The sequence below is a fragment of the Mucilaginibacter aurantiaciroseus genome (assembly GCF_024055595.1).
Classification (GTDB): domain Bacteria; phylum Bacteroidota; class Bacteroidia; order Sphingobacteriales; family Sphingobacteriaceae; genus Mucilaginibacter; species Mucilaginibacter aurantiaciroseus.
Genome location: NZ_JAMXOF010000004.1, coordinates 12,875 through 38,662, shown reverse-complemented (window position 1 = coordinate 38,662; position 25,788 = coordinate 12,875). Strand labels below are relative to the sequence as shown.

Annotated in this window: 29 protein-coding genes; 19 read left to right on the top strand and 10 right to left on the bottom strand. The window is 43.7% G+C overall.

Features of this window, described 5'->3' with window-relative positions; genetic code table 11:
- Positions 1-249: 249 nt before the first annotated feature.
- Both NAF17_RS16160 and NAF17_RS16155 read right to left on the bottom strand, forming a co-directional pair.
- Positions 250-1,797 carry an acyl-CoA mutase large subunit family protein gene (locus NAF17_RS16160; RefSeq protein ID WP_252759056.1) on the bottom strand — a complete coding sequence of 516 codons (1,548 nt, stop codon included), beginning with the start codon at positions 1,795-1,797 and terminating at the stop codon, positions 250-252.
- A gap of 5 nt (positions 1,798-1,802) precedes the next feature.
- Entirely contained in the window at positions 1,803-2,333 is a 531-nt protein-coding gene (locus tag NAF17_RS16155; protein ID WP_252759055.1) for a DUF7935 family protein, read from the bottom strand.
- 91 nt (positions 2,334-2,424) lie between these two features.
- Between NAF17_RS16155 and NAF17_RS16150 the strand changes: the two genes are divergently transcribed.
- Both NAF17_RS16150 and NAF17_RS16145 read left to right on the top strand, forming a co-directional pair.
- Positions 2,425-2,778, top strand: coding sequence for a HesB/IscA family protein (locus NAF17_RS16150; RefSeq protein ID WP_252759054.1), 354 nt, complete (start codon positions 2,425-2,427; stop codon positions 2,776-2,778).
- A 152-nt stretch (positions 2,779-2,930) separates the two neighbouring features.
- The gene (locus NAF17_RS16145; RefSeq protein WP_252759053.1) at positions 2,931-4,169 is read left to right on the top strand and encodes an ABC transporter permease; all 1,239 of its coding nucleotides are present in this window, start codon (positions 2,931-2,933) and stop codon (positions 4,167-4,169) included.
- Positions 4,170-4,295: 126 nt separating this feature from the next.
- Here NAF17_RS16145 and NAF17_RS16140 read toward each other — a convergent pair whose 3' ends face one another.
- The 5 genes from NAF17_RS16140 to NAF17_RS16120 all read right to left on the bottom strand — a co-directional run bounded on the left by NAF17_RS16140 (position 4,296) and on the right by NAF17_RS16120 (position 9,496).
- Complete coding sequence (locus tag NAF17_RS16140; RefSeq protein ID WP_252759052.1) at positions 4,296-5,033, bottom strand: tyrosine-protein phosphatase; 738 nt, start codon at positions 5,031-5,033, stop codon at positions 4,296-4,298.
- Positions 5,034-5,041: 8 nt separating this feature from the next.
- A complete protein-coding gene (gene rfbB, locus NAF17_RS16135; RefSeq protein ID WP_252759051.1) occupies positions 5,042-6,094 on the bottom strand; it encodes a dTDP-glucose 4,6-dehydratase in 1,053 nt (350 codons plus the stop codon).
- A gap of 12 nt (positions 6,095-6,106) precedes the next feature.
- Positions 6,107-7,126 carry a UDP-glucose 4-epimerase GalE gene (galE, locus tag NAF17_RS16130; RefSeq protein ID WP_252759050.1) on the bottom strand — a complete coding sequence of 340 codons (1,020 nt, stop codon included), beginning with the start codon at positions 7,124-7,126 and terminating at the stop codon, positions 6,107-6,109.
- A gap of 71 nt (positions 7,127-7,197) precedes the next feature.
- Positions 7,198-8,184 carry a UDP-glucuronic acid decarboxylase family protein gene (locus NAF17_RS16125; protein WP_252759049.1) on the bottom strand — a complete coding sequence of 329 codons (987 nt, stop codon included), beginning with the start codon at positions 8,182-8,184 and terminating at the stop codon, positions 7,198-7,200.
- A gap of 1 nt (position 8,185) precedes the next feature.
- A complete protein-coding gene (locus tag NAF17_RS16120) occupies positions 8,186-9,496 on the bottom strand; it encodes a UDP-glucose dehydrogenase family protein (protein ID WP_252759048.1) in 1,311 nt (436 codons plus the stop codon).
- Between the two features lie 65 nt (positions 9,497-9,561).
- Here NAF17_RS16120 and NAF17_RS16115 point away from each other — a divergent pair, with 65 nt between their 5' ends.
- The 9 genes from NAF17_RS16115 (at position 9,562) to hemH (ending at position 17,552) form a co-directional block, all read left to right on the top strand.
- Positions 9,562-10,776: a 3-deoxy-D-manno-octulosonic acid transferase gene (locus NAF17_RS16115; RefSeq protein WP_252759047.1), complete on the top strand. Its 1,215-nt coding sequence runs from the start codon at positions 9,562-9,564 to the stop codon at positions 10,774-10,776.
- 110 nt (positions 10,777-10,886) lie between these two features.
- Positions 10,887-11,741: an alpha/beta fold hydrolase gene (locus NAF17_RS16110; RefSeq protein ID WP_252759046.1), complete on the top strand. Its 855-nt coding sequence runs from the start codon at positions 10,887-10,889 to the stop codon at positions 11,739-11,741.
- On the top strand, positions 11,738-12,361 hold the full coding sequence (locus NAF17_RS16105) for a lysophospholipid acyltransferase family protein (RefSeq protein ID WP_252759045.1): 624 nt from the start codon (positions 11,738-11,740) through the stop codon (positions 12,359-12,361). Before NAF17_RS16110 ends, NAF17_RS16105 begins: the two co-directional genes overlap by 4 nt.
- 63 nt (positions 12,362-12,424) lie before the next feature.
- Entirely contained in the window at positions 12,425-13,033 is a 609-nt protein-coding gene (locus tag NAF17_RS16100; protein ID WP_252759044.1) for a lysophospholipid acyltransferase family protein, read from the top strand.
- A complete protein-coding gene (locus NAF17_RS16095; RefSeq protein WP_252759043.1) occupies positions 13,033-14,121 on the top strand; it encodes a glycosyltransferase family 2 protein in 1,089 nt (362 codons plus the stop codon). The genes NAF17_RS16100 and NAF17_RS16095 overlap by 1 nt, the downstream gene beginning before the upstream one ends.
- Positions 14,100-14,759, top strand: a complete 660-nt coding sequence (locus tag NAF17_RS16090) for a carotenoid biosynthesis protein (RefSeq protein ID WP_252759042.1) — start codon at positions 14,100-14,102, stop codon at positions 14,757-14,759. The genes NAF17_RS16095 and NAF17_RS16090 overlap by 22 nt, the downstream gene beginning before the upstream one ends.
- A 106-nt stretch (positions 14,760-14,865) precedes the next feature.
- Positions 14,866-15,717: a 4-hydroxy-3-methylbut-2-enyl diphosphate reductase gene (locus NAF17_RS16085; RefSeq protein ID WP_252759041.1), complete on the top strand. Its 852-nt coding sequence runs from the start codon at positions 14,866-14,868 to the stop codon at positions 15,715-15,717.
- A 55-nt stretch (positions 15,718-15,772) separates the two neighbouring features.
- A complete protein-coding gene (locus NAF17_RS16080) occupies positions 15,773-16,447 on the top strand; it encodes a fatty acid desaturase (protein ID WP_252759040.1) in 675 nt (224 codons plus the stop codon).
- Positions 16,448-16,538: 91 nt separating this feature from the next.
- Positions 16,539-17,552, top strand: a complete 1,014-nt coding sequence (gene hemH / locus NAF17_RS16075) for a ferrochelatase (RefSeq protein WP_252759039.1) — start codon at positions 16,539-16,541, stop codon at positions 17,550-17,552.
- Between the two features lie 184 nt (positions 17,553-17,736).
- Here hemH and crtD read toward each other — a convergent pair whose 3' ends face one another.
- Both crtD and NAF17_RS16065 read right to left on the bottom strand, forming a co-directional pair.
- Positions 17,737-19,209, bottom strand: a complete 1,473-nt coding sequence (crtD, locus tag NAF17_RS16070; RefSeq protein ID WP_252759038.1) for a 1-hydroxycarotenoid 3,4-desaturase CrtD — start codon at positions 19,207-19,209, stop codon at positions 17,737-17,739.
- Between the two features lie 237 nt (positions 19,210-19,446).
- On the bottom strand, positions 19,447-20,454 hold the full coding sequence (locus NAF17_RS16065) for an aspartate-semialdehyde dehydrogenase (RefSeq protein ID WP_252759037.1): 1,008 nt from the start codon (positions 20,452-20,454) through the stop codon (positions 19,447-19,449).
- Positions 20,455-20,707: 253 nt separating this feature from the next.
- Between NAF17_RS16065 and NAF17_RS16060 the strand changes: the two genes are divergently transcribed.
- From NAF17_RS16060 to NAF17_RS16025, 8 genes are all read left to right on the top strand, one after another.
- Positions 20,708-21,658 (top strand): NAD-dependent epimerase/dehydratase family protein, encoded by a 951-nt coding sequence (locus NAF17_RS16060; protein WP_252759036.1) that lies wholly within the window; start codon positions 20,708-20,710, stop codon positions 21,656-21,658.
- A gap of 66 nt (positions 21,659-21,724) precedes the next feature.
- The gene (locus NAF17_RS16055; protein ID WP_252759035.1) at positions 21,725-22,450 is read left to right on the top strand and encodes a YebC/PmpR family DNA-binding transcriptional regulator; all 726 of its coding nucleotides are present in this window, start codon (positions 21,725-21,727) and stop codon (positions 22,448-22,450) included.
- A 93-nt stretch (positions 22,451-22,543) separates the two neighbouring features.
- A complete protein-coding gene (locus NAF17_RS16050) occupies positions 22,544-22,759 on the top strand; it encodes a DUF2442 domain-containing protein (RefSeq protein WP_252759034.1) in 216 nt (71 codons plus the stop codon).
- An 84-nt stretch (positions 22,760-22,843) separates the two neighbouring features.
- Positions 22,844-23,704 (top strand): hypothetical protein, encoded by an 861-nt coding sequence (locus NAF17_RS16045; RefSeq protein ID WP_252759033.1) that lies wholly within the window; start codon positions 22,844-22,846, stop codon positions 23,702-23,704.
- Positions 23,705-23,721: 17 nt separating this feature from the next.
- Positions 23,722-24,123: a hypothetical protein gene (locus NAF17_RS16040; protein WP_252759032.1), complete on the top strand. Its 402-nt coding sequence runs from the start codon at positions 23,722-23,724 to the stop codon at positions 24,121-24,123.
- A 102-nt stretch (positions 24,124-24,225) separates the two neighbouring features.
- Complete coding sequence (locus NAF17_RS16035) at positions 24,226-24,735, top strand: phosphoribosyltransferase family protein (RefSeq protein ID WP_252759031.1); 510 nt, start codon at positions 24,226-24,228, stop codon at positions 24,733-24,735.
- Positions 24,736-24,752: 17 nt separating this feature from the next.
- Positions 24,753-24,989, top strand: a complete 237-nt coding sequence (locus NAF17_RS16030; protein ID WP_252759030.1) for a hypothetical protein — start codon at positions 24,753-24,755, stop codon at positions 24,987-24,989.
- Positions 24,982-25,287: a type II toxin-antitoxin system RelE/ParE family toxin gene (locus NAF17_RS16025; RefSeq protein ID WP_252759029.1), complete on the top strand. Its 306-nt coding sequence runs from the start codon at positions 24,982-24,984 to the stop codon at positions 25,285-25,287. The genes NAF17_RS16030 and NAF17_RS16025 overlap by 8 nt, the downstream gene beginning before the upstream one ends.
- On the opposite strand, the gene NAF17_RS16020 is transcribed toward NAF17_RS16025, so the two are convergent.
- Positions 25,274-25,786, bottom strand: a complete 513-nt coding sequence (locus NAF17_RS16020; RefSeq protein WP_252759028.1) for a shikimate kinase — start codon at positions 25,784-25,786, stop codon at positions 25,274-25,276. The two genes, NAF17_RS16025 and NAF17_RS16020, sit on opposite strands and share 14 nt — an antisense overlap.
- Positions 25,787-25,788: the final 2 nt, after the last annotated feature.

The window sequence follows — 25,788 nt, the reverse complement described above, 5'->3', positions numbered from 1 at the left end:
CGGAACATCGAATATTCTAAAAAAAAGCGGATAAAAAAATAAATTTTAAGAAATAAATTTATAAAAATTATGCCTTTTGATTGTGAATATTAAAGTTATTAACATTATATTTCGCATGCAGAAGCCCTTTTTATGCGCCAGTTTTGCAGAAATGCGGTTTTAAAAGTTTAAACATTGGTAGTGCCAAAAATGTGGATTAGTTTTGCTGGGATGTTTTCAAATTTTTCTTAACTAACAAGAAAATCTTCATTAATATTCCCCAAAAATATTTCGCAGGTTATCGGCTATCTCTCCAAGGGTTGCATAGCACTCAACCGCATTTAAAATATAAGGCATCAGGTTGTCGGTTCCGCGGGCTGCAACTGTTAAATTTTGCAGCGCTTTTACCACTGCATCGTTATTTCGTTCTTCTTTTAAACGAACAAGCTTGTTTATTTGTTGCCTGCGGATGGCATCATCAACCCTAAACACATTTGGGTTCACCTCTTCGGCTTGCGTAAATTTGTTTACGCCAACCAGTGTCTGATCGCCGCTTTCTATGTCGTTTTGGTATTGGTAGGCTGCAGCGGCTATCTCCTGCTGAATGTAATCTTGCTCAATAGCTTTTACCGAGCCACCCATCGCGTCTATCTTATCTATATATAATTGCGCGGCGGCTTCCAGTTCGTCGGTTAGTGCTTCTATAAAGTAGGAGCCTGCCAGCGGGTCAACCGTATCGGTAACACCGCTCTCGAACGCGATGATCTGCTGGGTACGCAGAGCTATCTTAGCAGCAGCCTCAGTAGGCAGTGATAATGCCTCATCGTAGCCATTGGTATGCAGCGATTGTGTGCCACCCAGCACCGCGGCCAGGGCCTGCATGCTTACGCGCACTATATTATTCATGGGTTGCTGCGCCGTTAGAGTAGAGCCGCCAGTTTGGGTATGAAAACGCAATTTTTGCGCGCCCGGGTCAGTAGCGCCAAGTTCTTTAGTGATATGTGCCCACATACGGCGTGCCGCACGGAACTTCGCTATCTCTTCAAAGAAATTATTATGGCAGTTAAAGAAGAACGACTGGCGTTTGGCGAATACATTTATATCCAGCCCTTTTTCTAACGCTGCCTTTAAATAGGTTTTGCCGTTAGCTAAAGTGAAGGCCAGTTCCTGCACGGCGGTTGAACCTGCCTCGCGGATGTGGTAGCCCGAGATAGATATGGTATTCCACTTAGGTACTTCCTTGCTACAATATTCGAAAATATCGGTAATCAAACGCATGGACGGGGTAGGCGGGTAGATATAGGTGCCTCTTGCCGCGTACTCCTTTAATATGTCATTTTGTATAGTGCCCGAGATCTGCTTCAGATCGGCCCCTTGTTTTTTTGCTAATGCGATGTACATTGCTAACAGTGTGCTCGCTGTAGCGTTTATAGTCATGCTGGTGGTGATATCCTTTAACTGGATTCCATCGAACAAGATCTCGATGTCCTTTAATGAATCTATCGCTACGCCAACCTTGCCAACTTCACCTTCGGATAGTTCGTGGTCACTATCGTAACCTATCTGGGTAGGCAAATCAAAGGCAACGGAAAGGCCCATGGTGCCCTGGCTTAATAAATAATGGTAACGCTTATTGCTTTCTTCGGCGGTAGAGAAGCCGGCGTACTGGCGCATGGTCCACGGTTTGCCGCGGTACATGTCTTTCTGAATGCCGCGGGTGTAAGGGAATTGCCCGGGCAGTTCCGTCATGCCCGATGGCTCGGTATAAACCTCCTTAAGCTCGATGCCCGAAATTGTGATGAATTTTTTATCGGCCATGGCGGTTAAAATAAATGTTCAAGGTCTTTCCTTATCATATCTATGGCAATATCATAAGGGTTATCCTCTAATTTACTTAGGTGTGTTAAAACCACTTTGCCCAAGTCTAAACCGGTAGCATTTTCGGGCATGCTTTTTACGGCGTTAGTAACCAGGTTTAAAGTATCATCTTTTACACGCCTGATAACTGCCCATGCCTGCGGGCTTACATAAATTTGCTGGGTAACATTATGCTGGTACTCGGTACGTACTTCGTTTAATATAATGCTATGCAGTTCGGCAGCCGAATAGCTATTGCCATTGAGGCGGATAAGCAGGTTTGATGGGTTTATCCTGTCTGTAAATAATACCAAACGCTCATAAGCCTGTAAGCGCAGGGGCAGGGTTTGGGTGGTTATGGCTTTTTTAAACTCCAGCACCTGCAAGTTTGATGTTTTATCGAGGTAGGGCTTAAACAGGTAAAAAGCGATGTATACAACGCCTATCCCGGCAACGGTATATTTTAAAACATCTAATAGTAAACTGTATAGTTGCATTTTTGTTAATGTTATGCGGAGGTCATAAATAATTCGGTCGGTGCAAAAATCCGCATTTTACCTTATATTTGTGTAGTTAATTAAAAATAAGATGAGCGCGATTGTTGATACCCTAACTGCCCCGGTAACTTTTTCTGAAGGTGCCGTTAAAGAACTTTTTAAATTAAGAGACCAGCAAGAATTAGGCGATGATTTTGGCCTGCGCATTGGCGTGGAAGGCGGCGGCTGCTCTGGTATGAGTTACGTTTTAGGTTTCGACCAAAAGAAAGACGGCGACCAGGAATTTATGATCGACGGGATTAAAACCTATATGCACAAAGCACACGGTTTATACCTTGCCGGTATGATGATTGATTTCCAGGATGGCTTAAACGCGCGTGGATTTACTTTCAATAACCCTAACGCGGCAAGCACCTGCGGTTGCGGTACGTCGTTCTCGGTATAATCAAAACTTGATATACGTTATAAGGGCCCTCGTTTTAACGAGGGCTTTTTTGTTGGCAAACAAATAATATACCCACAAATAAATTAACAGTTTGCTTGTAACAAACCCCCGCATCTCATAGTCATACCCCCGAGTTATTTTATATTTAAGGCATGCCGGTAAAAACCACCTACAAAGAAAATATAGCCATCGCGTTGCAATCCATAAGTGGTAACCGGTTGCGTACATCGCTTACCGCGTTAATTATTGCCATAGGTATTATGGCCCTGGTGGGTATTTTAACTGCTATTGAAGGTGTTAAACAATATACTAACGATGCCTTTGCAGGCCTCGGCGCAAACTCATTTACCATACAAAACCGGGGCAGCGGCATCAACTTTGGTAACGGCGGCCACCGTAAAATATACCCCGCCATTAACTACGACCAGGCAGAGCGTTTCGCCAAGCTTTTTAAACTGCCGGCCCGCATTAGCATCGACTTAAGTGTTACCGGCACGGCCATCGCCAAATACAACAGCATTAAAACTAACCCCAATATATCCGTAACCGGCAGTAACGAAAATTACCTGGCTATAAAAGGGCATAAATTGGCACTTGGCCGTAACTTTTCGGCATCTGAGTTGGAGCATGGCGCCAATGTGGTTATTATTGGTGACGAGCTTAAACTGAAATTGTTTAAAAACGAAGACCCGATCAACAAATCGATATTATTAGGGAGCAGTAAGTTCAGGATAATTGGTGTGGTTGCTGCAAAAGGCAGCAATAGCTTTGGTGGTGATAAATTTTGTATTATCCCGGTACAAAAGGCAAGACAAATTGCGGCTACTTCTAAACCATCTTTCGGGGTAACGTTAAACGTTAACAGCCCCGATGTGCTTGATGCCAGCATCGGCGAAGCCACATCTTTAATGCGTAACATCCGCGGCATCCACATAGGCCAACCCGAAAATTTTGAGATCTCTCGTAGCGATTCCATTCAGCAGGAATTATCAGGCCAATTAGCGGGTATTACCGCGGCTGGTTTAGCTATCGGTGCAATAACCCTTATTGGCGCTGCCATAGGTTTAATGAATATTATGCTGGTGTCGGTAACTGAGCGTACCCGCGAAATTGGGTTACGTAAAGCCATCGGCGCTACGCCGTCGGTGATCCGTAAGCAGTTTTTGATAGAGGCTATCGTAATTTGCCTTATAGGTGGAGTTATGGGCATTATATTAGGTATGGCAATTGGTAACCTTATTGCCGTGCAAATTAGCGGCACTTTTGTGGTGCCGTGGTTTTGGCTAATGGCTGCATTAGTGCTTTGTACCTTGATAGGCCTTTCATCAGGGTTTTACCCCGCTAAAAAAGCATCCAAACTTGACCCGGTAGAGGCGTTGAGATACGAGTAGGCAGTGAAGCAAGAATTTTAGAATCAGGAATCAAGACTAAAATATTATTAAAATTAAAAGGGCTGAGATGCTATCTAAGCCTTTTCTTATTTCTTGATTCTTGACAATTACATCTTAATTTTTTGATTACAGCATTATATTTTTCAGCGGATAATCAAACAATAGTTTCTCCAGGTAAGGCATTGCCAGTGTGCTCTCAAAAGCAGCAGCATGGCGTGGGTGGTGCATGTCGCTTGATATAAAATCAACCATTTCGTTATCTATCATTTCCTCGGCTATCTTTTTACTGTGTTTGCCGTAATAGCCGGATAGTGCTATGGTATTTAATTGCAGATCGCAGCCCCAGCTGCGGATGGTTTTCATTTGTTCTATATCCATATAGCCATATCTTTCCGGGTGGGCAAGGATGGGCTTGTAACCTTTATCCTTCATTTTTTGGATAACCGATATTACATTTGGCGGCTGGTTGATGAACGATACCTCGAATAACACAAAGTTATCCCCCATAGTAAAAACATTGCCATCCTCAACGCGTTTTTCAAAGGTCTCGTCAAAGTAATGCTCGGCAGCTGCAGAGATGTCTATATCGATTTTTTGGGCAACCAGTTCTGCTTTAAGCAGGGCAAGGGCGTTACCTATGCTGGTAGCATCGTTGCGGTAATAATCTATCATCACGTGAGGGGTGGCAATAATTTTTTTGATCCCCAGCGACATCATTTTTTTGATCAGGAAGATAGATTCCTCCACATTTTGCGCGCCATCATCTATGCCGGGCAATACGTGCGAGTGCATATCTGTTATAACATTGCTGTAATCAAAATTCACAACCCGTTTAGCTTCCTTCTTCTTAAATAGTCCGAACATTTTTTTCTTTAACGATTGTTATACTGGTCTTTATAATAGTCCTGGTAATGGCCGCTGGTAACATCGTTTAGCCAGCTTTCGTTTGTAAGGTACCAGTCTACCGTTTTTTCCAGGCCTTCTTCAAATGTGATGGATGGTTCCCAACCTAACTCATTTTTAAGCTTGGTGGCATCTATCGCATATCTTAGATCGTGGCCGGCGCGGTCTGTTACATAGGTGATCAGTTTTGCCGATTCACCCTCTGCACGCCCCAGTTTCTTATCCAGTATAGTACACAACAGTTTAATCAGGTCTATGTTTTTCCATTCGTTATTGCCGCCAATATTGTAGGTGGTACCTACCGCTGCTTTATGGAATATTACATCTATAGCTCTCGCATGGTCTTCCACCCAAAGCCAGTCGCGCACGTTCTCGCCTTTGCCGTATACAGGCACAGCTTTATTTTGCTTGATGTTATGGATTGCCAGCGGGATCAGCTTCTCGGGGAAGTGGTAAGAGCCGTAGTTGTTTGAACAGTTGGAGATCACCGTAGCCAAACCGTAGGTATCATAATAAGCACGCACAAAATGGTCCGAGCTTGCTTTTGATGCGGAGTACGGCGAGTGCGGGTCGTAAGCGGTTTCCTCGGTAAACATATCCGTATCGCCCAGGGTACCGTAAACCTCATCGGTTGATACATGGTAGAAACGTTTTTTATCGTACCGGCCTTTCCAAAGGTTTTTGGCGGCGTTCAACAAATTTACCGTGCCCACTACATTGGTCATCACAAACTCCAGCGGGTTGGTAATAGAGCGGTCCACGTGCGACTCGGCCGCCAAATGGATCACCGCATCGGGCTGTTCTGTTTCAAACAGGTTATTTATAAATTCAAGGTCAACAATATCACCTTTTACAAAGCGGTAGTTGGGTTGGTCCTCAATATCTTTAAGGTTGGCCAGGTTGCCCGCATAAGTAAGCTTATCCAGGTTGATAATGGTATAGTCAGGATAGTTGGTTACAAACCGTCGCACCACGTGCGACCCAATAAAACCGGCACCACCTGTAATAATTATCTTTTTCATAGCGCTATGTTATTATAACGGGTTTTCGGCAATGTATTTTTCCCATGCCCATGCCGATGACATCATGGTGCTCAGGTTAAGTTCTGCCGTCCAATTCAGTTGCTCGGTAGATTTGGTTACGTTGCCCCAAACTTTCTCGATGTCGCCGGCACGCGGGGCACCTATCTGGTAGTTTAGTTTAACGCCGGTAGCATCTTCAAAAGCATGGATCACCTCTAAAACGGTTGAGCCGTTACCAGTACCTATGTTAAACACATCGTAACCGGTAAAAGTATCTTTCTCCATTAATTTAAGCGCGGCAACGTGTGCTTTGGCCAGGTCAACCACGTGGATGTAATCGCGGATACAGCTACCATCCGGGGTATCGTATTTATCGCCAAACACAGTAATTTTTTCGCGTTTGCCAATGGCCGTTTGGGTGATGAACGGGATTAAGTTTTGTGGAACACCAATTGGCAGCTCGCCAATTAAAGCGCTATCATGCGCGCCAACCGGGTTAAAGTAACGTAAGGCAATAACTTTGTAGTTAGTACCGGCGGCAACCGTATCTTTCAGGATTTCTTCAGCTATTTGCTTGGTGTTACCGTATGGCGATTCGGCCGGTTTAACTGGCGCATCTTCGGTTACGGGTAAAATATCGGGCTGGCCGTAAACGGTACAGCTTGACGAGAATACAAAGTTTAATGCTTTACCATTGTAGGCGTTAAGCAAATTGATAAGCGAAAAGAAGTTGTTGTAGTAATATTTTAGCGGGTTCTCTACCGATTCGCCAACCGCTTTGGAGGCGGCGAAATGGATAATACCTGCCACATCGGGCTGTTTTGCTGCAAAATCTTTTACGGCGGCTTCATCACATAAGTTAAATTCGTAAAAGGCGGGCTTGTATCTAATAATGCAGGCCAGTTGGTCGAGCATTTTTACACTGGAGTTTGACAGGTCGTCGATGATGATTGGGTCGTAACCCGCTTTAACCAACTCAACAACGGTATGGGTGCCAATAAAACCTAAGCCGCCCGTTACTAAAATTTTCATAGGGATATTTTTAATAGATTTAAGGTTAGGCGCATACCTTGCGGTACGCGCCCTATGAAATCCCGAAAATACTATTGTTTATTGAAGTAGGTGAAATCTTTATGCAGTATTTCTTTCTCGGGCAGCGATTTAAAGTACTCGTAAGTAATTTTTAAGCCTTCGCTGCGCGATACTTTTGGCTCCCAACCCAAAATTGCACGTGCCTTGGTAATATCCGGGCGGCGCTGCTTAGGGTCGTCTGTTGGTAAAGGCAGGCTTATCATTTCCTGGTCGGTACCGGTAAGTTTAATGATCTCCTCACCAAACTCGCGGATGGTAATTTCATCGGGGTTACCAATATTCATCGGCTGCGCGTAATCGCTATGCAGCAAACGGTAAATGCCTTCAATCAGGTCATCTACGTAACAAAACGAACGGGTTTGTGAACCATCGCCAAACATGGTTAATGGTTCGCCGCGCAAGGCCTGGCCAATAAAGGCAGGCAATACACGCCCGTCGTTAAGGCGCATACGCGGGCCGTAAGTATTAAAGATACGGATGATCCGCGTTTCTAAACCGTGGAAGGTATGGTAAGCCATAGTGATAGCTTCCTGGAAACGTTTAGCCTCGTCATATACTCCACGCGGGCCAACAGGATTAACGTTGCCCCAGTATTCTTCGGGCTGCGGGTTAACGTTAGGGTCGCCGTATACTTCAGATGTAGAGGCAATAAGCATCCTTGCGCCTTTACTGCGTGCCAAACCTAACAGGTTATGTGTACCTAACGATCCAACTTTTAAAGTTTGGATAGGGATCTTCAAATAATCGATAGGGCTTGCAGGTGATGCAAAATGCAGAATGTAGTTCAGATCGCCCGATACATGCACAAACTTGGAAACATCGTGGTTGTAAAACTCAAAGTTTTCAAGCTTAAACAAATGTTCAATATTGCGCAGGTCGCCGGTGATGAGGTTATCCATGCCAATAACATGGTAATCTTCCTTAATAAACCTGTCGCAAAGGTGCGAGCCTAAAAAACCGGCTGCCCCGGTTATTAATATTCTTTTGCGTTCTGCCATGTTAGCTGATTATTTTTCTGCCGATACTGTTATAATAGAAACCAAGATCGACCATTTTTTGAAGATCGTAAAGGTTACGGCCGTCAAATATAACCTTGTTTTTTAAGCGTTCGGTTATCTGTTCAAAATCTGGTGTGCGGAAAGCCGACCATTCGGTAACGATCAGCAGCGCGTCGGCATCATCTAAAATTCCGTAAGCATCGGTGCCGTAAGTAATTTTATCGCCCACCAAAGCTTTAACGTTCTTCATCCCTTCAGGGTCGAACACGCTGATGGTAGCGCCTTCTTTCAACAGTTCATCAATAATGTACAAAGCAGGTGCTTCGCGGATATCGTCCGTTTCCGGTTTAAAGGCAAGGCCCCACATGGCAAAGTGTTTACCCTTAAGATCGCCATTGTAATATTTTTTCAGTTTTTGAACAAGTACTTTTTTCTGGATCTCGTTAACTTCCATTACAGAGTTAAGGATCTTGAAATCATATTTATTCTCTTCGGCAGATTTTGCCAAAGCCTGCACATCTTTAGGGAAACAGCTACCGCCGTAACCAATACCCGAGAAAAGGAAGCGGTTACCTATGCGGTTATCTGCACCAATACCACGGCGCACCATATCCACATCGGCACCAACCAGTTCGCAAAGGTTGGCAACCTCGTTCATGAACGATATTTTGGTAGCCAGGAAAGAGTTGGCAGCATATTTTGTTAATTCAGACGAGCGCTCGTCCATAAATATCACCGGATTACCCTGGCGTACATATGGTGCATAAAGCTCGGCCATTAACTTGCGTGCGCGTTCGTCAGTAGTACCAACAACCACACGATCTGGCTTCATGAAATCTTCTACAGCTACACCTTCGCGTAAAAACTCGGGGTTCGATACCACTGCAAATTCAACACTGGTATTTTCGTTCATTACCGCGGTAACCTTATCGGCAGTACCAACCGGCACGGTGCTTTTTGTAACGATAACTTTGTAGTCGGTAATTAATTTGGCAATGTCTTTAGCGGCGCCTAAAACGTAGCTAAGGTCAGCAGAACCATCACCACCCGGAGGGGTTGGCAGGGCCAGGAAAATGATCTGCGCATCGGCAATTGCCTCGGCCAGGTTGTTGGTAAATAATAACCTTTTTTGGTTGATGTTACGGTGAAAAAGTAATTCTAAGCCGGGCTCGTAGATGGGAAGCTTACCTTCCTGCATCATTTTTACCTTTTGCTCGTTAATATCAACACAGGTAACCTGGTTACCTGTTTCTGCTAAACATGTACCTGTTACCAGGCCAACATAACCTGTTCCAACAACAGCTATTTTCATAAATACTTTTTGTTATTAATGTTATTACTTTTATGCCGAACGAAGATAGGAATACAAATTTAAAAATGCTTGTACTATACAACATCGGTATCACTTTATATTACACACTTGTGTATATGGTTTCACTTTATAAAAATAAAGCCAAACTGTGGATAAAGGGCCGCAAAAAGCAGCAAGTACAACAGTTAAAATCAAGCATTTGGTTCCACTTTGCCTCCTTAGGCGAATTTGAACAGGGCAGGCCGGTTTTAGAAGCCGTAAAAGCCGACTACCCACAACATAAAATTGTAATAACTTTTTTTTCTCCTTCGGGATACGAGGCGCGTAAGAACACCCCGCTTGCCAGTGCTGTGTATTATTTGCCCCTTGATACGGCAGGCAATGCCCAAAAATTCATCACCACCATAAACCCCGTGATGGCCATATTTACCAAGTACGAATATTGGTACCATTTTTTTAACGAATTGCACAAGCAGCATGTGCCGCTCTACCTTATATCGGGCATCTTCAGGCCCGGGCAGGTGTTTTTTAAATGGTATGGCGGCCTGCATCGCAAAATGCTAAAACTGGTAACCTGGTTTTTTGTGCAAGACATTCCTTCGAAGCATTTACTGCATGATGCGGGGATAACCAATGTAACCATAAGTGGCGATACCCGGTTTGATAGGGTATGGGCTAATACGCAACAAACTAAAGAGTTACCGCAGATAGCGGCCTTTAAAAACAGGCAAAAATTATTCATAGCAGGCAGCACCTGGCCTGCAGATGAAAAACTGATAGCAGAATTAATTACCCAACACCCCGGTTGGAAATTCATCATCGCTCCGCATGAGGTAGAGGAGGATAAAATAAATGGGTTGATGAGTCTGCTGCCGAATGAGAGCACGATCAGGTTTTCTAACATCTCAAATCTAACATCTAACATCTCAAATCTCATTATAGATAACATCGGTATGCTCTCTTCCCTTTACCAATATGCAGATATCGCCTACATAGGCGGTGGTTTTGGCGCAGGCATCCACAATACTTTAGAGGCCGCTGCTTTTGGGATGCCGGTGATATTTGGTCCTAAGTATGATAAATTTAAAGAAGCTAAAGACCTGGTGGAGTTAAAGGCAGGGTTCAGCATCAATTCGCAGGAAGAACTAAATACAGTCGCAGGTTTATTGATGAATGATGAAACCGCGCGCCATGGTATTTCAGAAATGGCTGAGGAGTATGTTTTTGAAAATATTGGTGCTACAGATACTATATTAAAGTATATTAAGGAGAGGCATTAATATCATAAACTAAAATGTCATCTCGAACGAGGTACGAGGAGCGATTTTGTAGATATACAAAGACCGCTATTCTTATCTAACAAGATTTCTCGCTATCGCATCGAAATGGCATGCATATTAAAAGAGTAATTCTTAATTTTGCCGCTATGGGCTTTTTGGACATCCCCGACTTAGGTATGGCACACTATCACGAATACGGCAGCGGCATTAAACCCCTGCTGGCCTTTCACGGTTATGGCATGACGGGCAGGCAATTCCACGTGCTCGAAAACTCAATTCTTAAACAATACCACGTTTACGGCTTCGACCACTTTTTTCATGGCGAAAGTAAACTGGGCGACTGGACCGAGCAGCAGATCATAGCGGGTATGCCCAAACTAATGGTAAGGGCCTACATGGAAGAATGGTTTAAAGTATACGGCAGGCAGCGTTTCTCGGTAATGGGCTACTCTATTGGTGCCAACATTGCGCTGATATTGATTGAAGAATACGCCGGGCTGATTGATGAATTGATATTGATGGCACCTGATGGTTTATCTATATATAAAGGCTTTCATTTTTTGACACATAAACCGGTAGGAAAGTACCTTTTTAAGCGTGTTACTAAAAGCAAATGGCTTGCACCAACGCTGCTCAAAAACCTTAAAAAAGTAAAGTTTATTGACGAGAGCCTGTACCACATCGCCTATAATGAAATTGATACCGAACAAAAGCGGCAGGATGTGTATTATACCCTAAACCTCATCCGTTTGTTAAAACCCGATACCGGCAAAATCGCGCAGCTCATCAATCAGCACCATATAAAATGCATGCTGATATTTGGCAGGCATGATAATTTGTTCCCGATGAAGGCAGCGCAGCCTTTTATTGAAAAACTGCCAAACGCCGAAGTGCACCAGGTTAATATGGGCCATTGGCTGGTTACCAAACAATTGGATGAGTATTTAGTAAATTTACCGCGATGATACCCGCCCGCCGTGTAAAACTTTTTAGTAATTGGTTTGCCATGTACATGCGTTTCCGCATGCGCAGGGCCTTTAACAGGCTGGTAGTAATGCCATTTACACCAAAGCCCGGGCATTCTGTATTGCTCCTTTGCAACCACTTCAGCTGGTGGGACGGCCTATGGGGGAACTACCTGGCCTACTGGCACCTGGACAGGAAGTTGTACATTATGATGCAGGAAGACCACCTCAAGAAACGCATGCTGCTGAACTTGTTTGGTGGATTTTCGATAAACAGGTCATCCCGCGAAATGATCAAATCATTGCAATATGCAGCAGGTTTGCTGAACGACCCCGAGAACCTGGTTGTGGTGTTCCCGCAAGGCGAACTGATCTCGAACCATACCACCGAAATTAGGGTAGAAAAAGGCATTGAACGCCTCATTAAAAACATAAAAGGCCCCTGCCAGATCGTTTATAACTGCGCCCTGATAGATTATTTTGAAAGCCTTAAACCATCGGTGTTTTTTCACCTGTTCGATTGTGGGGTAGCCAACGAAGTGCCGTTTGATGAACTGATAACCCGGATAAATACCTTTCATCAACAAGCGTTAAAAGCGCAGATAGATGTGGAACATTAAGTAAAAATTTTAAACGCTAATCCCGATAGCTATCGGGACGAAAATCCGAAATCTAAAATCAAAATGATCTATCCGCAGAAAAATAAAATTATCACCTGGTTCTTCCATAGTTACATCCTGCGGATAGTAAAGGGGAATTTCCACGATGTGAAATTTGATAGGGTAGGAGTGGAGCAGGATAAGTCGGTACTGCTATTAGCCAATCACTTTAGCTGGTGGGATGGGTTTTTAATGTATTACCTGAATGAGAAAGTCTTTAAGAAAAGTTTCAATGTAATGGTGATAGAAGAGACGGTGCAAAAGGTGTCCTTCTTTAAATATATGGGGGCTTTCTCGGTAAGTAAAAATTCCCGCGAGATGCTGGCCTCGCTGGATTATGCCGCGCAATTGCTAAACGACCCTAAAAACCTGGTGCTGATATTCCCGCAGGGAAAGCTATATTCCAACTTTGTTGATGAGGTTGATTTTCAGAAAGGCTTGTCGAAAATTATGCAGGCCGCAGCGGGGAAATTTCAAGCCATAATGGCCGCAACATTTATTGAGAACCTGCAATATAAAAAGCCAACGGTTAACGTTTATTTAAAAATTGAGAACGAATTACCTGATATACAAAGCGCCTATCAGCAGCATTACAATAACGCCAAGCAGCAACAAACCAAAACAGTAGTATAGTGATCATCGCCCTATTAGTAACATTCATATTCCTGATCCTGCGCTTTACGGTTACGCTGTTCAATTTTATGTCGAACCCTAAACTTCCGCGCATCGGCAAACATTACGAGGATAAGGTCTCGATCTTGATCCCTGCCCGTAACGAGGAGCAAGATATAATAGCCCTCTTACAATCCATTGTTGATCAGGATTATCAAAATTATGAAGTGATTATTTTGGATGATAGTTCCACGGATGACACCTATACACTTTGTGAAGTTTTTGGGGCGAAAAACAAGCGGTTTAAGGTGATAAAAGGCGGTGAATTACCCACCGATTGGCTGGGTAAAAACTATGCCTGCCACCAATTGGCCCAACTAGCAACCGGCAATTACTATCTGTTTTTAGATGCCGACGAAAAAGTTTACAATGGCTTAATAAATAGTTCAGTCCATCGTGTTAATTTGCGCGGGTTAAGTTTGCTGAGTTTGTTTACCAACCAAACCATGATAACCTCCGGCGAAATGATGGTAGTACCGCTAATGCATTATATATTGTTGAATTTGTTGCCTTTGCGACTGGTTTACCTGGTTAAAAGTGCATCGGTAGCGGCAGCAAGCGGGCAATTTATGCTGTTTACTGCTACTGATTACCGCCAATACCAATGGCACCAAATGGTTAAAAATAAGGTAGTTGAGGATGTAGAGATTATGAGACTGGTGAAAGCGTCCAAGTTGAACGGTGAGGCCCTGTTGGCCAACGGCATGATCAGTTGCCGCATGTATAAATGTTATGATGAGGCCATTAACGGTTTCGGCAAAAACTTTTTGGCAGCGTTTAATTATAATATCATTGGCTTTTTAATATACTTGTTGCTTATCATCGGTGGCCCTGCTGTTGTGATTATGACCATGAACCTTAACTTTATATTCATGATGGTTGGTTTGATCGGCCTTACCCGCATCATGATCTCATTATCATCAGGGCAAAACGTTTTACTTAACCTGTTTCTGCACCCGGTACAAATGTTTAGTTTATTGCTTATCGGCATTACCTCGATACAAAGGCATCTCACTAAAACCACCGTATGGAAGGGGAGGAAGATATGAATATCCCGCCACGGATAGCCATTGGCATTATTATCCTGTTCCATATCGTGGGGCTGGCAGGCTTGTTATTGCCCGCAACCCAACCCCTGTTTTTACAGATCGTGCCGATTCATTTACTACTGATGCTGGGCGTGATCGTATTTAGTCACCATAAACTGAGCAGCAGTTTCGGCATCTTTATATTGCTCATATTTTGGCTTGGCTTTTTAGCCGAGTGGATTGGGGTACACAAAGGCTGGCTTTTTGGGAGTTATGCTTATGATACTACGCTCGGGGTAAAATTATCCGGCATCCCGCTGATGATAGGCATAAACTGGTTCCTGCTCATTTATGCCACCGGGGTAGCTATGCAGCGTAGTCGTTTAAAAAGCCCGTTCTTTAGGGTAATAACCGGTGCCGCGGTTTTGGTATTGCTGGATCTTTTGATAGAACCCATAGCCATCAAATTTGATTACTGGCATTGGAACAGCCCCGCCATCCCGCTAAAAAATTATATCTGCTGGTTTTTAGTAAGCATGGTCATGTTATACATTTTTGAGCAGTTCCGGTTTAAAAAGCAAAGTATTGCAGCCCCGGTTTTGCTGGTAACAGAGTTTGTGTTTTTTGGGTTATTGAATTTGGTTGTGATACTTTTGTAATCCCAGCAATCCTAAAAATCCGCTTAACCCCGGTTTAAAACAATGACTAACCTTTTACCGTTAACCTTACGCCTTTAACTTTTTAAATAGTTATTTTTGTACCACAATGGGTAATTATCAGCTACAAGTTACTATCGACCAGGACTCCGGCTTTTGCTTTGGGGTGGTTTACGCTATTGATATGGCCGAAGAGATTTTGGCCGAAGATGGTTACCTGTACTGCCTTGGCGATATTGTGCATAACGACGCGGAAGTGCTTCGCCTGAAAGCCATTGGCCTGCGCATTATTGAGCATGCCGAACTGGCAAACCTCCGCGATGAAAAGGTCCTGATCCGCGCGCATGGCGAAGCGCCGGAAACTTACAAAATAGCTTTAGAGAATAATATTACGCTGATAGATGCATCGTGCCCTGTGGTTTTAAAACTGCAGAACCGCATCAAAACATCGTACGATAATAACGAGAAGATCCTAATATTCGGGAAGCACGGCCATGCTGAAGTTGTAGGCCTGCAAGGGCAAACTAATGGTGATGCACTGGTTTTCCAGGATATTACCGAGCTTGAAGATGCCGACCTGCCTGCCAGCTTTACACTATACAGCCAGACTACCAAAAGCATGGACAAGTTTTACAGTGTTAAAGAGCAACTTCTGTCGCGCGGGTATGAGGTGAAGGCCAACGATACCATTTGCCGCCAGGTGAGCAACCGCGATAAGGACCTGCCTGCTTTTGCGGTAAAGTTTGATAAAGTTGTATTTGTGTCTGGCAAAAAATCATCAAACGGCAAAGTGCTTTATGAGGTTTGCCGAAAGCATAACCCAAACACTTATTTTGTATCATACATTAGCGAACTGAACACGGATATGTTTGCCCCGGGCGATACCATAGGCATTGCGGGCGCAACATCAACACCTATGTGGCTAATGCAACAGGTAAAAGCCGAACTGGAAAGCTATTAAACAATTACGTTATTTAAAGCCATCCTTACGGGGATGGTTTGGAGGGGCCGCCATCTTGCAAAAATCACCATCATATATCGGTTTATTTATTGCCCTGCTTGTGCTGGGTAGCTGGATAACATCCACTATTTTGCTGATGCAGTTACAGGTAGATTTTAAAAATCCGCTGTTATACCTTATGATCCTGGTGCAAATGCATCTTTATACCGGCCTGTTCATCACCGCGCACGATTCCATGCACGGTACTGTAGTCCCCAACAAAGCTTTAAATAACGGTATTGGATTTATCTGCACCTTCCTTTATGCTTCGTTTTGGTACCCTAAATTATACACCAAACATCACCAGCACCACAACCACGTACATACAGATGCCGACCCCGATTACCATAACGGTACATTTTTTAGATGGTATGTGCAATTCATCCGCAACTACCTGTCTATTTGGCAAATTGTGATCATGGCGGTTTTGTTTAACGTATTGAAGATATGGATCCCGCAACCTAATCTTCTACTATTTTGGGTAGCACCATCTTTACTGAGCACTTTGCAGCTATTCTACTTTGGCACCTACCAACCCCACAAAGGCGAACACGATAATAAGCACCAGTCGCGCAGTTTTCAACGCAACCATTTCCTGGCATTTTTTAGCTGTTACTTTTTTGGTTACCATTACGAACATCACGATGCCCCCTGGACACCCTGGTGGAAATTGTGGCAGGTGAAGAAATAATCCATAGCCGTTGTTAGTTATCTTTCTAAATTAACATTAGTCTGATATTGAACCCCGACAATCACAAATACTTATTTTATTATTGCATATTATGGTAAAAAAGGGAGTTTTACTGGTAAACTTAGGTACACCAGATAGTCCGTCGACAGCGGATGTACGTAAGTATCTGAACGAATTTTTGATGGATGCGCGTGTTATTGACGTTAACGCAGTATTGCGCACCGTTTTGGTTAAAGGGATTATTGTTCCTTTCAGAGCGCCAAAATCTGCAAAGCTTTACCAAGCCATTTGGGATAAAGAAACCGGCTCCCCATTATTACGTTATAGTTTATTACAACAAGCCGCTTTACAGCAACGCCTTGGCGATGGCTACGTGGTTGAACTGGCCATGCGATACCAAAGCCCTTCTATAGAATCTGCCTTGCTGCGCTTGAAAGATGCCTTGATAAGCGACATCCAGGTGATCCCGCTGTTCCCGCAATATGCATCGGCAAGTACAGGCTCGGTACAGGAAAAAGTGATGAACCTGGTTAAGGATTGGCAAACTATTCCTACCATTTCGTTCCTGAACTCGTTTCATGATAACGAGCTAATGATAGAAACCTTTGCCGATAACGCAAAAAAGTATCAGCCCGAAACGTACGACCATATTCTCTTCAGCTTTCACGGCTTGCCGCAACGCCAGTTAAAAAAATGTGATCATACCCACGGCTACTGCCTGCAGGTTGATGGCTGTTGCAATACCTTGAACGACACCAATAAATTGTGCTATTCGGCGCAATCGCATGATACAGCCCGCTTAATTGCCGTCAAAATGAATTTGCCGAAAGATAGGTACACCGTTTGTTTTCAATCGCGCCTGGGCAGCGACCCATGGGTACAGCCTTACACCAGCGAAATAATTGCCCGGTTGGCTAAAGAAGGTAAAAAACGACTACTTGTACTATGCCCCGCCTTTGTAGCCGACTGCCTGGAAACCGTTTTTGAAGTAACCCATGAGTATGGCGACGAATTTAAAGCCCTCGGCGGCGAGCATGTGCAATTGGTAGAGAGCCTGAATGATTCTCCAAAGTGGATAGAAGCGTTGGCGGGAATGGTTAATTAAGGGAGCCAGGATTTTTAGATTCAGGAATCAAGTTAAAAAAAAGGCTTTCATTTCGAACGAGGTACGAGGAAAAATCTTGTTAGATAAGATATGTAGCAGAATTATCTAACGAACAGGATTTCTCGTAGCCCTACTTCGCTGTCCATCCCACTGCTTGCTCGAAATGACACGGTTTTTATAAACGTTATATCATCATCTCACTCACAATCTTCGCCGATAACAAACACAACGGTATTCCACCACCCGGGTGCACACTGCCTCCGCAAAAATATAGCCCGGTCACTTTTGATGATTGATTGGCATGCCTTAAAAATGCCGCGAACTGGTTGTTGGAGCTTGTTCCGTATATGGAGCCTTTATAGGATGATGTTTTACTTTCGATGCTTCGGGGATCAAGAATGCTTTCTGATACGATAAGCTGGCTGATATCCTCGTCCAATATTTTAGAAAGTTTGCTGATTATATTTTGCTTCGCATCCGCGATCAGTTTATCCCAATCCTGCCCGTTATTGGCGGGTACGTTGATCATTACAAACCAATTTTCGCAACCTGTAGGGGCATCATCAGTTTTGTATTTCGAACTGATATTGAGGTATACGGTAGGGTCGTTGTAAATATCCTGCTGATTCCATATATGGTCAAACTCGGCTTTATAATCGGCACTAAAGAAGATGTTGTGCAGGTTCAATTCAGGGAACTGCTTTTTTATCCCCCAGTAAAAAATCAATGCCGAACTGCTGCGTTCCTGGCTTAATATTTTCTGCGGATGTAATTTGGGATATTTGCCAAGTAAGCGGTTATAAGTAAACCAAACATCCATATTGGATACCATGAGGTCGGCCAAAATATTTTCGCCTTTAACGCGGATGCCTTTTGCTACTCCATTTATGACAACGATCTCATCCACCTTATAATTATAGTTGAATTTTACACCCAACTCTTTGGCCAGTTTCACCAGGCTTTGGGTAATGCTGTACATGCCACCATCCGGGAAGTAGGCGCCGAAATGGTGTTCGAGATGCGGGATAACATTCAGCGTGGCCGGTGCCTGGTACGGATCAGAGCCATTATAGGTAGCATAACGGTCAAAAAATTGTACAACCCGGGCGTCTTTAAATCCCGAAACGTTTGCCTTATGCATAGTCCTGAATGGATCTATTTTCGGGAATCTTAATATTGACCTGATTGTATCCCAACGCAAAAAAGTCTTTAACCTATGCAGCGACCGCTCTAAAAATACATGATTAGTAATGCTGTAGATGTCGCTACAATTGGCCAAATGTTTTATAACGGATGCAGCAGGCTCACCGGTTTTGTTTTCTATCTCTTCGGTAAATTGTTGGGTATCTGCGTAAGCGCTTAGTTGGGTTCCGTCCTCGTAGAAATATTTGCAAACTACCTTCAGCTTTTGGTAAGTGAAATAGTCGGCGGGTTTTTTACCGGCCAATTTAAAAAGTTCATCTACATATTGAGGCATTGTAAATAAGCTTGGCCCAGCGTCAAAACGATACCCATCCTGCTCAATTTCGGAGAGTTTGCCACCGGGGTAACTATTAACCTCGTAAACCTCAACCGCGTAACCCTTAACCGCTAAACGGATAGCCGTTGCTATCCCCGCTATTCCGGCACCAATAATTACAGCTTTTTGTTGAGGCATGGGGTAAAGATAAGATAAAGCGCCCTAATGGTACAAAAACATGTCGTTTCGAGAAGCGTAGCGACGTGGCAATCTCAGAGGACAAGCGGATGTGCTGAGATTGCCACGCTATCGCTCGCAATGACACATGCTTATACATCAGACGTAAATTAAAATAGGGATAATCATCAGATCGTCCCTATTTTTTTGTATTTGTTATGGTGAAGAAGCCAATCTCTAATCACAAGTCTCTATTCTTTAAACCTCTACCGCCTGCCCAATTAAATGCTTTTCAGCTAAGTACTCAGCAATTTGTACGGCGTTGGTAGCTGCGCCTTTACGCAGGTTGTCTGATACTATCCAGCAGTTAAGGGTATTGTCCTGGCTTTCGTCGCGGCGAAGGCGGCCGATAAATACATCGTCTTTATCGTGCGCGTCAAGCGGCATGGGATATTTTAGGTTAGCAGTATCGTCCACTACCACAATACCCGGCGAATTTTCAAGTAAGGTGCGTACTTCGCTCAGGTCAAAATCGTGCAAAAACTCGATATTAACCGATTCCGAGTGGCCGCCCATAACGGGGATACGCACTGTAGTTGCGGTAACCTTAATGCTATCGTCGCCCATGATCTTTTTAGTCTCCAGGATCATTTTCATCTCCTCTTTGGTGTAACCGTTCTCAGTAAATACATCAATTTGAGGGATCACGTTCAGGTCGATAGTGTAAGGATAAACCTTCGGCCCGTCGATACCTTTACGTTCGTTAAAAAGCTGGTCAACCGCTTTAACGCCGGTGCCGGTTACCGATTGATAGGTTGATACCACCACGCGTTTAATTTTATATTTATCATGCAGTGGTTTTAAGGCCACTACCATTTGTATGGTTGAGCAATTTGGGTTTGCGATGATCTTGTCATCAGCGGTTAAAACATCCGCGTTCACTTCGGGCACAACCAATTTTTTGGTTGGATCCATACGCCAGGCCGATGAGTTATCAATAACAGTAATGCCTGCTGCCGCAAATAACGGTGCCTGCTCTAAAGAAGTGCTGCCACCCGCGCTAAAAAGCGCAACGTCCGGCTTTTGCTTTATCGCATCCTCAACAGAAACTACCTTAAACTGCATGCCTTTAAAAGTAATTTCTTTACCAATACTTTTTGCGGATGCTACGGGAATTAACTCTGTAACGGGGAAGTTGCGTTCGGCAAGAACCTGCAACATTTTAGTGCCTACCAATCCTGTGGCACCAATAACTGCGACTTTCATTCTGTTTTAAATTATATGGTATGTTAACTAAACTCCAAATATGCAATTTTTTTGCCGAAAGTCTACCATTTTAGTATGCAAAATATCTGAACCTGAATTTTAAGAATTAGGTGAATTTTTGGAATGAATAGCTGTAACGGCCTGCTTCTAACTGAAATAATGCAGTAAAATACGTTAAATTCCATCAATTCGGGTTCAGACAAAATTCGGGTTCAGACAAAAAAATTTACCTTTGTACCAAACCTGTGACTGCATGAGCGAAAAGATTTTAGTGATTGGCGCCAATGGCCAAATAGGTACCGAACTGGTAACTGCATTAAGAAGTATACACGGTGCCGAAAACGTCATCGCCTCTGATATAAATAGCCCAAACTACGCTCTGCGCAATACTGGTCCGTTCGAGTTTGCCAATGTGCTTGATAAGGATAACCTGCATCATTTGTTTGAAAAGCATCAGCCAACGCAAGTTTATTTGCTGGCCGCCATACTATCTGCCGTAGGCGAACAAAAACCAAAAATGGCCTGGGACCTTAATATGACCGGTCTGCTTTACGTGTTGGATTTTGCCGTCGAGTTTAAAACTTCAAAAATATTCTGGCCAAGTTCCATAGCTGTTTTTGGGCCTCACTCGCCACAGTATAATACCCCGCAATATTGCGTAATGGACCCTAACACGGTTTATGGTTTTAGCAAGCTGGCCGGCGAGCGCTGGTGCGAGTATTACTTTACCAAATATGGTGTAGATGTACGCAGCATCCGTTACCCCGGCTTAATTGGCTGGCGTGCAAATCCGGGAGGCGGAACAACCGATTACGCGGTGCACATTTTCCACGAGGCATTAAAGACAGGCAAGTACCAGGGCTTTTTATTATCACAAACGGCGTTGCCGATGATGTATATGGACGATGCCATCCGTGCTACCATTAATTTGATGGATGCGCCTGCCGAGAACCTGAGCATCCGCTCGAGCTACAATTTGGCGGGCATCAGCTTTACACCCGAGCAACTGGCCGAAGAAATTAAAAAGCACATCCCTGAATTTGAGATGAGCTATGCCGATAACGACCCGCGCCAGGCCATTGCCGATAGCTGGCCAAAATCGATAGATGATACACAGGCACAGCAGGATTGGGGCTGGCAGTTAGATTACGACCTTGCTAAGATTACGGAAGACATGCTAACCAACCTGAAAAAGATTATTTAAGAAAACAATATTATATTCGCTGTGTCCATGGTATATAGTCCATGGACTATGGACAAACCAATAAATATGGGAAGAGCATTCGAATTCCGCAAAGAAAGAAAATTTAAGCGTTGGGCCAAAATGGCCGTACAGTTTACCCGTTTGGGTAAAGAGATTGTGATGGCTGTTAAAGCCAATGGCGGCGACCCTAATACCAACTCGCGCCTGCGTACGGCTATCCAAAACTCTAAGGCGGTTAACATGCCTAAAGATAGGGTAGAGGCCGCTATAAAACGCGCTACAAGCCGCGACGAAAAAGATTACGAAGAAATTGTTTACGAAGGATATGCGCAGCATGGTGTGGCGATATTGGTAGAAACCGCTACCGACAACCTTAACCGCACCGTTGCCAACGTGCGTAGCTATTTCACTAAATATGGTGGCACATTAGGTAAAACAGGTTCGCTTGATTTTATTTTCAGTCGTAAATCGGTATTTACGTTTGACCCGGGCGACCGCGACCTGGAAGAGTTGGAATTTGAACTGATAGACGCCGGCTTGGAAGACCTTTTTGTAGAGGCTGACGAAGAAGGAAACGATATTGCTGTGTTACACACAGCATTTGAAAACTTTGGCAAAATGCAAAAAGCACTGGAAGAGATTGGTATCGAAACCAGATCGGCCAAGTTAGAGCGCGTTGCACAATCAAATATATCGGTAACCGAAGAGCAATCTGTGGACGTTTTCAAGATCATCGACCGTTTAGAAGAAGATGATGACGTGCAGGCGGTTTATCATAATATGGCGGAGTAACCCGCCGCACCCAAACCCTCCCCGGTAGGGAGGGCTTTCAAAACTTTTAAAACAAAGTCTCCCCTACCGGTGGAGATTTAGAGGGGGCCAATTATGCCACTATTCTCATCAAGCAAGCATAAAAAAGAAGTTAAGGTAACCTTTGCCAATGGTTTGCTTTTTGTAGAACGTGCAGATGGCAAGCAACAGGCATTCCCGCTGGAGTGGTTCCCCCAATTAATGAACGCTACCGAAGAGGAACGCGGGGACTGGAAACAAACTGCAACCGGCATCCACTTTAACGCGCTGGATGTGGACGTAGCCTTATAAGAGGGGAATAAGAATCAAGAGTTAAGAATCAAGAATCAGGATATAGTCTTGTCTCTTGATTCTTGACTCGTACATTTAAAATACATGACTTTCGAAGAGTTTTTTAATAAGAAGCGGATAAACCTGGTTGCCTTAAAGGCAGCAGAGCCGGGCCTGTTTGCCGAATTTGAAAAGCACTTTACCCAAATGGGCGAGAAAAGCTTCGACCATACCAAAAAATACTGGTTCAATAAATTGAGGTTGCGATACCACCTGGCACCCGAGCTTAAGCCGGAAAAAATGCACCAGGAAAACCAACTGGCCGAGCAAACCATTGTAGAAACACTTACGGATACCATCCCCGCACCAAATACAGGCTTTAAGCCAAGGTTTAAACCGGGAATGGTGGATAAACGGGCAGAAGAAAAAAAAGATATTCCTGCAACCGAAACACAACCGGACGCTGAAACACCGTCGATTGAGGGCACAGCGCCAAAGCCGGGCTTTAAACCTCGCTTTAATATGAAAACGATAGCCGCGCCGAAACCTGCTGAAGCAGAAGAAGCAAAATTGGAAGTAGAGCCTGCAAAAGAAGAAGCTGAGCCAACACTATCCGCAGAAACTACAGTACCAAAATCAGGCTTTAAACCTCGCTTTAATATGAAAACGATAGCCGCGCCGAAACCTGCTGAAGCAGAAGAAGCAAAATTGGAAGTAGAACCTGCAAAAGAAGAAGCTGAGCCAACACTATCCGCAGAAACTACAGTACCAAAATCAGGCTTTAAATCTCGCTTTAATATGAAAACGATGGCAGCCAAACCAACTGAAACAGAAGATGTAAAAGCGGAAGAACCTGCAGCAGAAGAAAAATCTGCCGCTGAAGAAGCAACGGCCGCATCTAAAGTTGGCTTTAAGCCAAGTTTTAATGCAAAAACAACCAAACCACAAACACCACCCGAAGAATAATATTATATACTACTGATATGGATGCCGAAGAATTATTGAACGAAAAAACCGGGGGAAAAGAAGAACCTAAAAAGGATAGTCCGCTGGTAAGTTTAGAGCGCGACTTAAAATTCTTTAACGAATCTATTCGCGAAGTTGCCGTTGAGATTATGGTAGAGGGCCTTTCATCGCATCCAATATTCATCGCTCATCAGCACGAAATAAAACTGGGCGAGGTGATCTTGGACAGGATAGAACTGAACACTGCATGGAGCATCCACGCATCAACCATAGAAGAATTTACAGAGCGCGGTATCATCAAAACCGAATTGAAAGAACGCTTCCTGACCACCTATAAAAACCCTAACGATTTTATGTGCCTGTTTGTGGTAGTACCCGAGGGCGCTAATTTTGTTTATTATCCTTACGTTAAAAGTTAAGTTGAAAAGTTATAAGGTTGAAATGTTGTAAAGTTATTTTTAACTTTAAACCGTATCAAACATTCCAACTTTTAAACATTCCAACGTTACAACAAACGCTACATGCCTGATAAAAAGATCCTGATATTAAACCAGCAGCAAATACAGCAAAAGATAGACCGTATTGCTTACCAGATATTGGAAGATAATTTTGATGAAAAGGAGATCTTGATCGCCGGGATCCTGCCCCGCGGTAACCATATTGCCCAGCGTTTAAAAACGATCCTGGATAAAATAGCGCCTTTCACCAGCCGTTTGTTAACTATTGAACTGGATAAGCAAAGCAGCCAGCTCCACGCCAAAACCAATTTTGATGTGCAGGAATGCAATGATAAAGTGATTGTTTTGGTAGATGATGTACTCAACAGCGGTAAAACACTTGCCTATGGTTTCGGTGTGTTTTTAGACGTACCCCTTAAAAAACTACGCACCGTTGTACTTATTGACCGTAACCATAAGAACTTCCCGGTAACTACAGATTATGCCGGCGTTGCCCTTTCAACCGTTATTAAAGAGCATGTTGATGTGGTGATTGATGTTGATGGACAGGAAGATGCTGTTTATTTGCGATAAATTCCGTAAATTTGTATATGTCGATAGCTGAGATAAAACAAGCTAAGTTAGGACTGATAGCATGGATAGAACAGCTATCGGACAGCAACATGCTTGCCTTTTTACAAAGCTTGAAGGATTCTAAGTCCGAAACAGATTGGTGGGACACACTTACACCAGATCAAATTAGACATATTGACGAAGGTATTTCAGATGCAGATAACGGCCGCGTCATATCTTCAGATGCAATGTGGAAGAAGTTGAAAAATGCCTGATTCGCAGAAGCTGCCGATTTTTTACACCAACAGGGCCGTTTCGGGTTTAATAGCGATAAAAGCATATCTCCTGGAGCATTTCACACAAAGAGAAGTGGATAGGTTTTATACGATGCTGCAAAGTTTCGAAAAGGTTGTGTCAATTTTCCCTGATCTTTATCCAATAAGTGCCAAAAACAACAAAGTACATCGTGCTGTATTAAGTAAGCAGTTGTCGGTTTTCTATCGCGCTTCTGAAAGTAGGGTAACGGTCATTGCTATTATAGATAACCGGATGGATTATTCTAAATGGCCTTAAGCCCTGCCGCATCCGCCAACTCCTCTACACTCATATCTATTCCGCTAACGGTGTGGGTAGCTTTTAAATAAAAAGCTTCGCGTTCGGCTAATTTGTGTTCTATGAACTCGACAAGTTCGTCGCCTTTTTTGCCCTGTAGTACGGGGCGGGTCGTTTTAGCATTTTCTAATCGGTTTGCCAATGCTTTGGGCGATAGTTGGATGTAAAGCGTTTGCCCATGGCTGTTCATCCAGTCCATATTGTCAAAAAAGCAGGGCAGGCCACCACCGGTTGATATGATGGTATTTGCAGAATAAGGAGTTGTTTTTAAGATTTCAGCCTCCAATTTACGGAAGGATGCTTCGCCGTGTGATGCAAAATATTCAGCGACCGTAGAGCCTACGTGGGCTTCAAGCGCATGGTCAAGGTCGATGAAATCATAACCCAGTCCGGCTGCCAATTTGCGGCCCCAGGAGGTTTTACCACAACCCATAAACCCTACTAAAAATATCAATCCCATTA

What these genes read in the sequence shown, in the direction of transcription:
- NAF17_RS16160 (WP_252759056.1), bottom strand. Translation starts at nt 1,797, where the DNA reads ATGGCCGATAAAAAATTCATCACAATTTCGGGCATCGAGCTTAAGGAG.
- NAF17_RS16155 (WP_252759055.1), bottom strand. Translation starts at nt 2,333, where the DNA reads ATGCAACTATACAGTTTACTATTAGATGTTTTAAAATATACCGTTGCC.
- NAF17_RS16150 (WP_252759054.1), top strand. Translation starts at nt 2,425, where the DNA reads ATGAGCGCGATTGTTGATACCCTAACTGCCCCGGTAACTTTTTCTGAA.
- NAF17_RS16145 (WP_252759053.1), top strand. Translation starts at nt 2,931, where the DNA reads ATGCCGGTAAAAACCACCTACAAAGAAAATATAGCCATCGCGTTGCAA.
- NAF17_RS16140 (WP_252759052.1), bottom strand. Translation starts at nt 5,033, where the DNA reads ATGTTCGGACTATTTAAGAAGAAGGAAGCTAAACGGGTTGTGAATTTT.
- rfbB (WP_252759051.1), bottom strand. Translation starts at nt 6,094, where the DNA reads ATGAAAAAGATAATTATTACAGGTGGTGCCGGTTTTATTGGGTCGCAC.
- galE (WP_252759050.1), bottom strand. Translation starts at nt 7,126, where the DNA reads ATGAAAATTTTAGTAACGGGCGGCTTAGGTTTTATTGGCACCCATACC.
- NAF17_RS16125 (WP_252759049.1), bottom strand. Translation starts at nt 8,184, where the DNA reads ATGGCAGAACGCAAAAGAATATTAATAACCGGGGCAGCCGGTTTTTTA.
- NAF17_RS16120 (WP_252759048.1), bottom strand. Translation starts at nt 9,496, where the DNA reads ATGAAAATAGCTGTTGTTGGAACAGGTTATGTTGGCCTGGTAACAGGT.
- NAF17_RS16115 (WP_252759047.1), top strand. Translation starts at nt 9,562, where the DNA reads ATGCTTGTACTATACAACATCGGTATCACTTTATATTACACACTTGTG.
- NAF17_RS16110 (WP_252759046.1), top strand. Translation starts at nt 10,887, where the DNA reads ATGCATATTAAAAGAGTAATTCTTAATTTTGCCGCTATGGGCTTTTTG.
- NAF17_RS16105 (WP_252759045.1), top strand. Translation starts at nt 11,738, where the DNA reads ATGATACCCGCCCGCCGTGTAAAACTTTTTAGTAATTGGTTTGCCATG.
- NAF17_RS16100 (WP_252759044.1), top strand. Translation starts at nt 12,425, where the DNA reads ATGATCTATCCGCAGAAAAATAAAATTATCACCTGGTTCTTCCATAGT.
- NAF17_RS16090 (WP_252759042.1), top strand. Translation starts at nt 14,100, where the DNA reads ATGGAAGGGGAGGAAGATATGAATATCCCGCCACGGATAGCCATTGGC.
- NAF17_RS16085 (WP_252759041.1), top strand. Translation starts at nt 14,866, where the DNA reads ATGGGTAATTATCAGCTACAAGTTACTATCGACCAGGACTCCGGCTTT.
- hemH (WP_252759039.1), top strand. Translation starts at nt 16,539, where the DNA reads ATGGTAAAAAAGGGAGTTTTACTGGTAAACTTAGGTACACCAGATAGT.
- crtD (WP_252759038.1), bottom strand. Translation starts at nt 19,209, where the DNA reads ATGCCTCAACAAAAAGCTGTAATTATTGGTGCCGGAATAGCGGGGATA.
- NAF17_RS16065 (WP_252759037.1), bottom strand. Translation starts at nt 20,454, where the DNA reads ATGAAAGTCGCAGTTATTGGTGCCACAGGATTGGTAGGCACTAAAATG.
- NAF17_RS16060 (WP_252759036.1), top strand. Translation starts at nt 20,708, where the DNA reads ATGAGCGAAAAGATTTTAGTGATTGGCGCCAATGGCCAAATAGGTACC.
- NAF17_RS16055 (WP_252759035.1), top strand. Translation starts at nt 21,725, where the DNA reads ATGGGAAGAGCATTCGAATTCCGCAAAGAAAGAAAATTTAAGCGTTGG.
- NAF17_RS16050 (WP_252759034.1), top strand. Translation starts at nt 22,544, where the DNA reads ATGCCACTATTCTCATCAAGCAAGCATAAAAAAGAAGTTAAGGTAACC.
- NAF17_RS16045 (WP_252759033.1), top strand. Translation starts at nt 22,844, where the DNA reads ATGACTTTCGAAGAGTTTTTTAATAAGAAGCGGATAAACCTGGTTGCC.
- NAF17_RS16040 (WP_252759032.1), top strand. Translation starts at nt 23,722, where the DNA reads ATGGATGCCGAAGAATTATTGAACGAAAAAACCGGGGGAAAAGAAGAA.
- NAF17_RS16035 (WP_252759031.1), top strand. Translation starts at nt 24,226, where the DNA reads ATGCCTGATAAAAAGATCCTGATATTAAACCAGCAGCAAATACAGCAA.
- NAF17_RS16030 (WP_252759030.1), top strand. Translation starts at nt 24,753, where the DNA reads ATGTCGATAGCTGAGATAAAACAAGCTAAGTTAGGACTGATAGCATGG.
- NAF17_RS16025 (WP_252759029.1), top strand. Translation starts at nt 24,982, where the DNA reads ATGCCTGATTCGCAGAAGCTGCCGATTTTTTACACCAACAGGGCCGTT.
- NAF17_RS16020 (WP_252759028.1), bottom strand. Translation starts at nt 25,786, where the DNA reads ATGGGATTGATATTTTTAGTAGGGTTTATGGGTTGTGGTAAAACCTCC.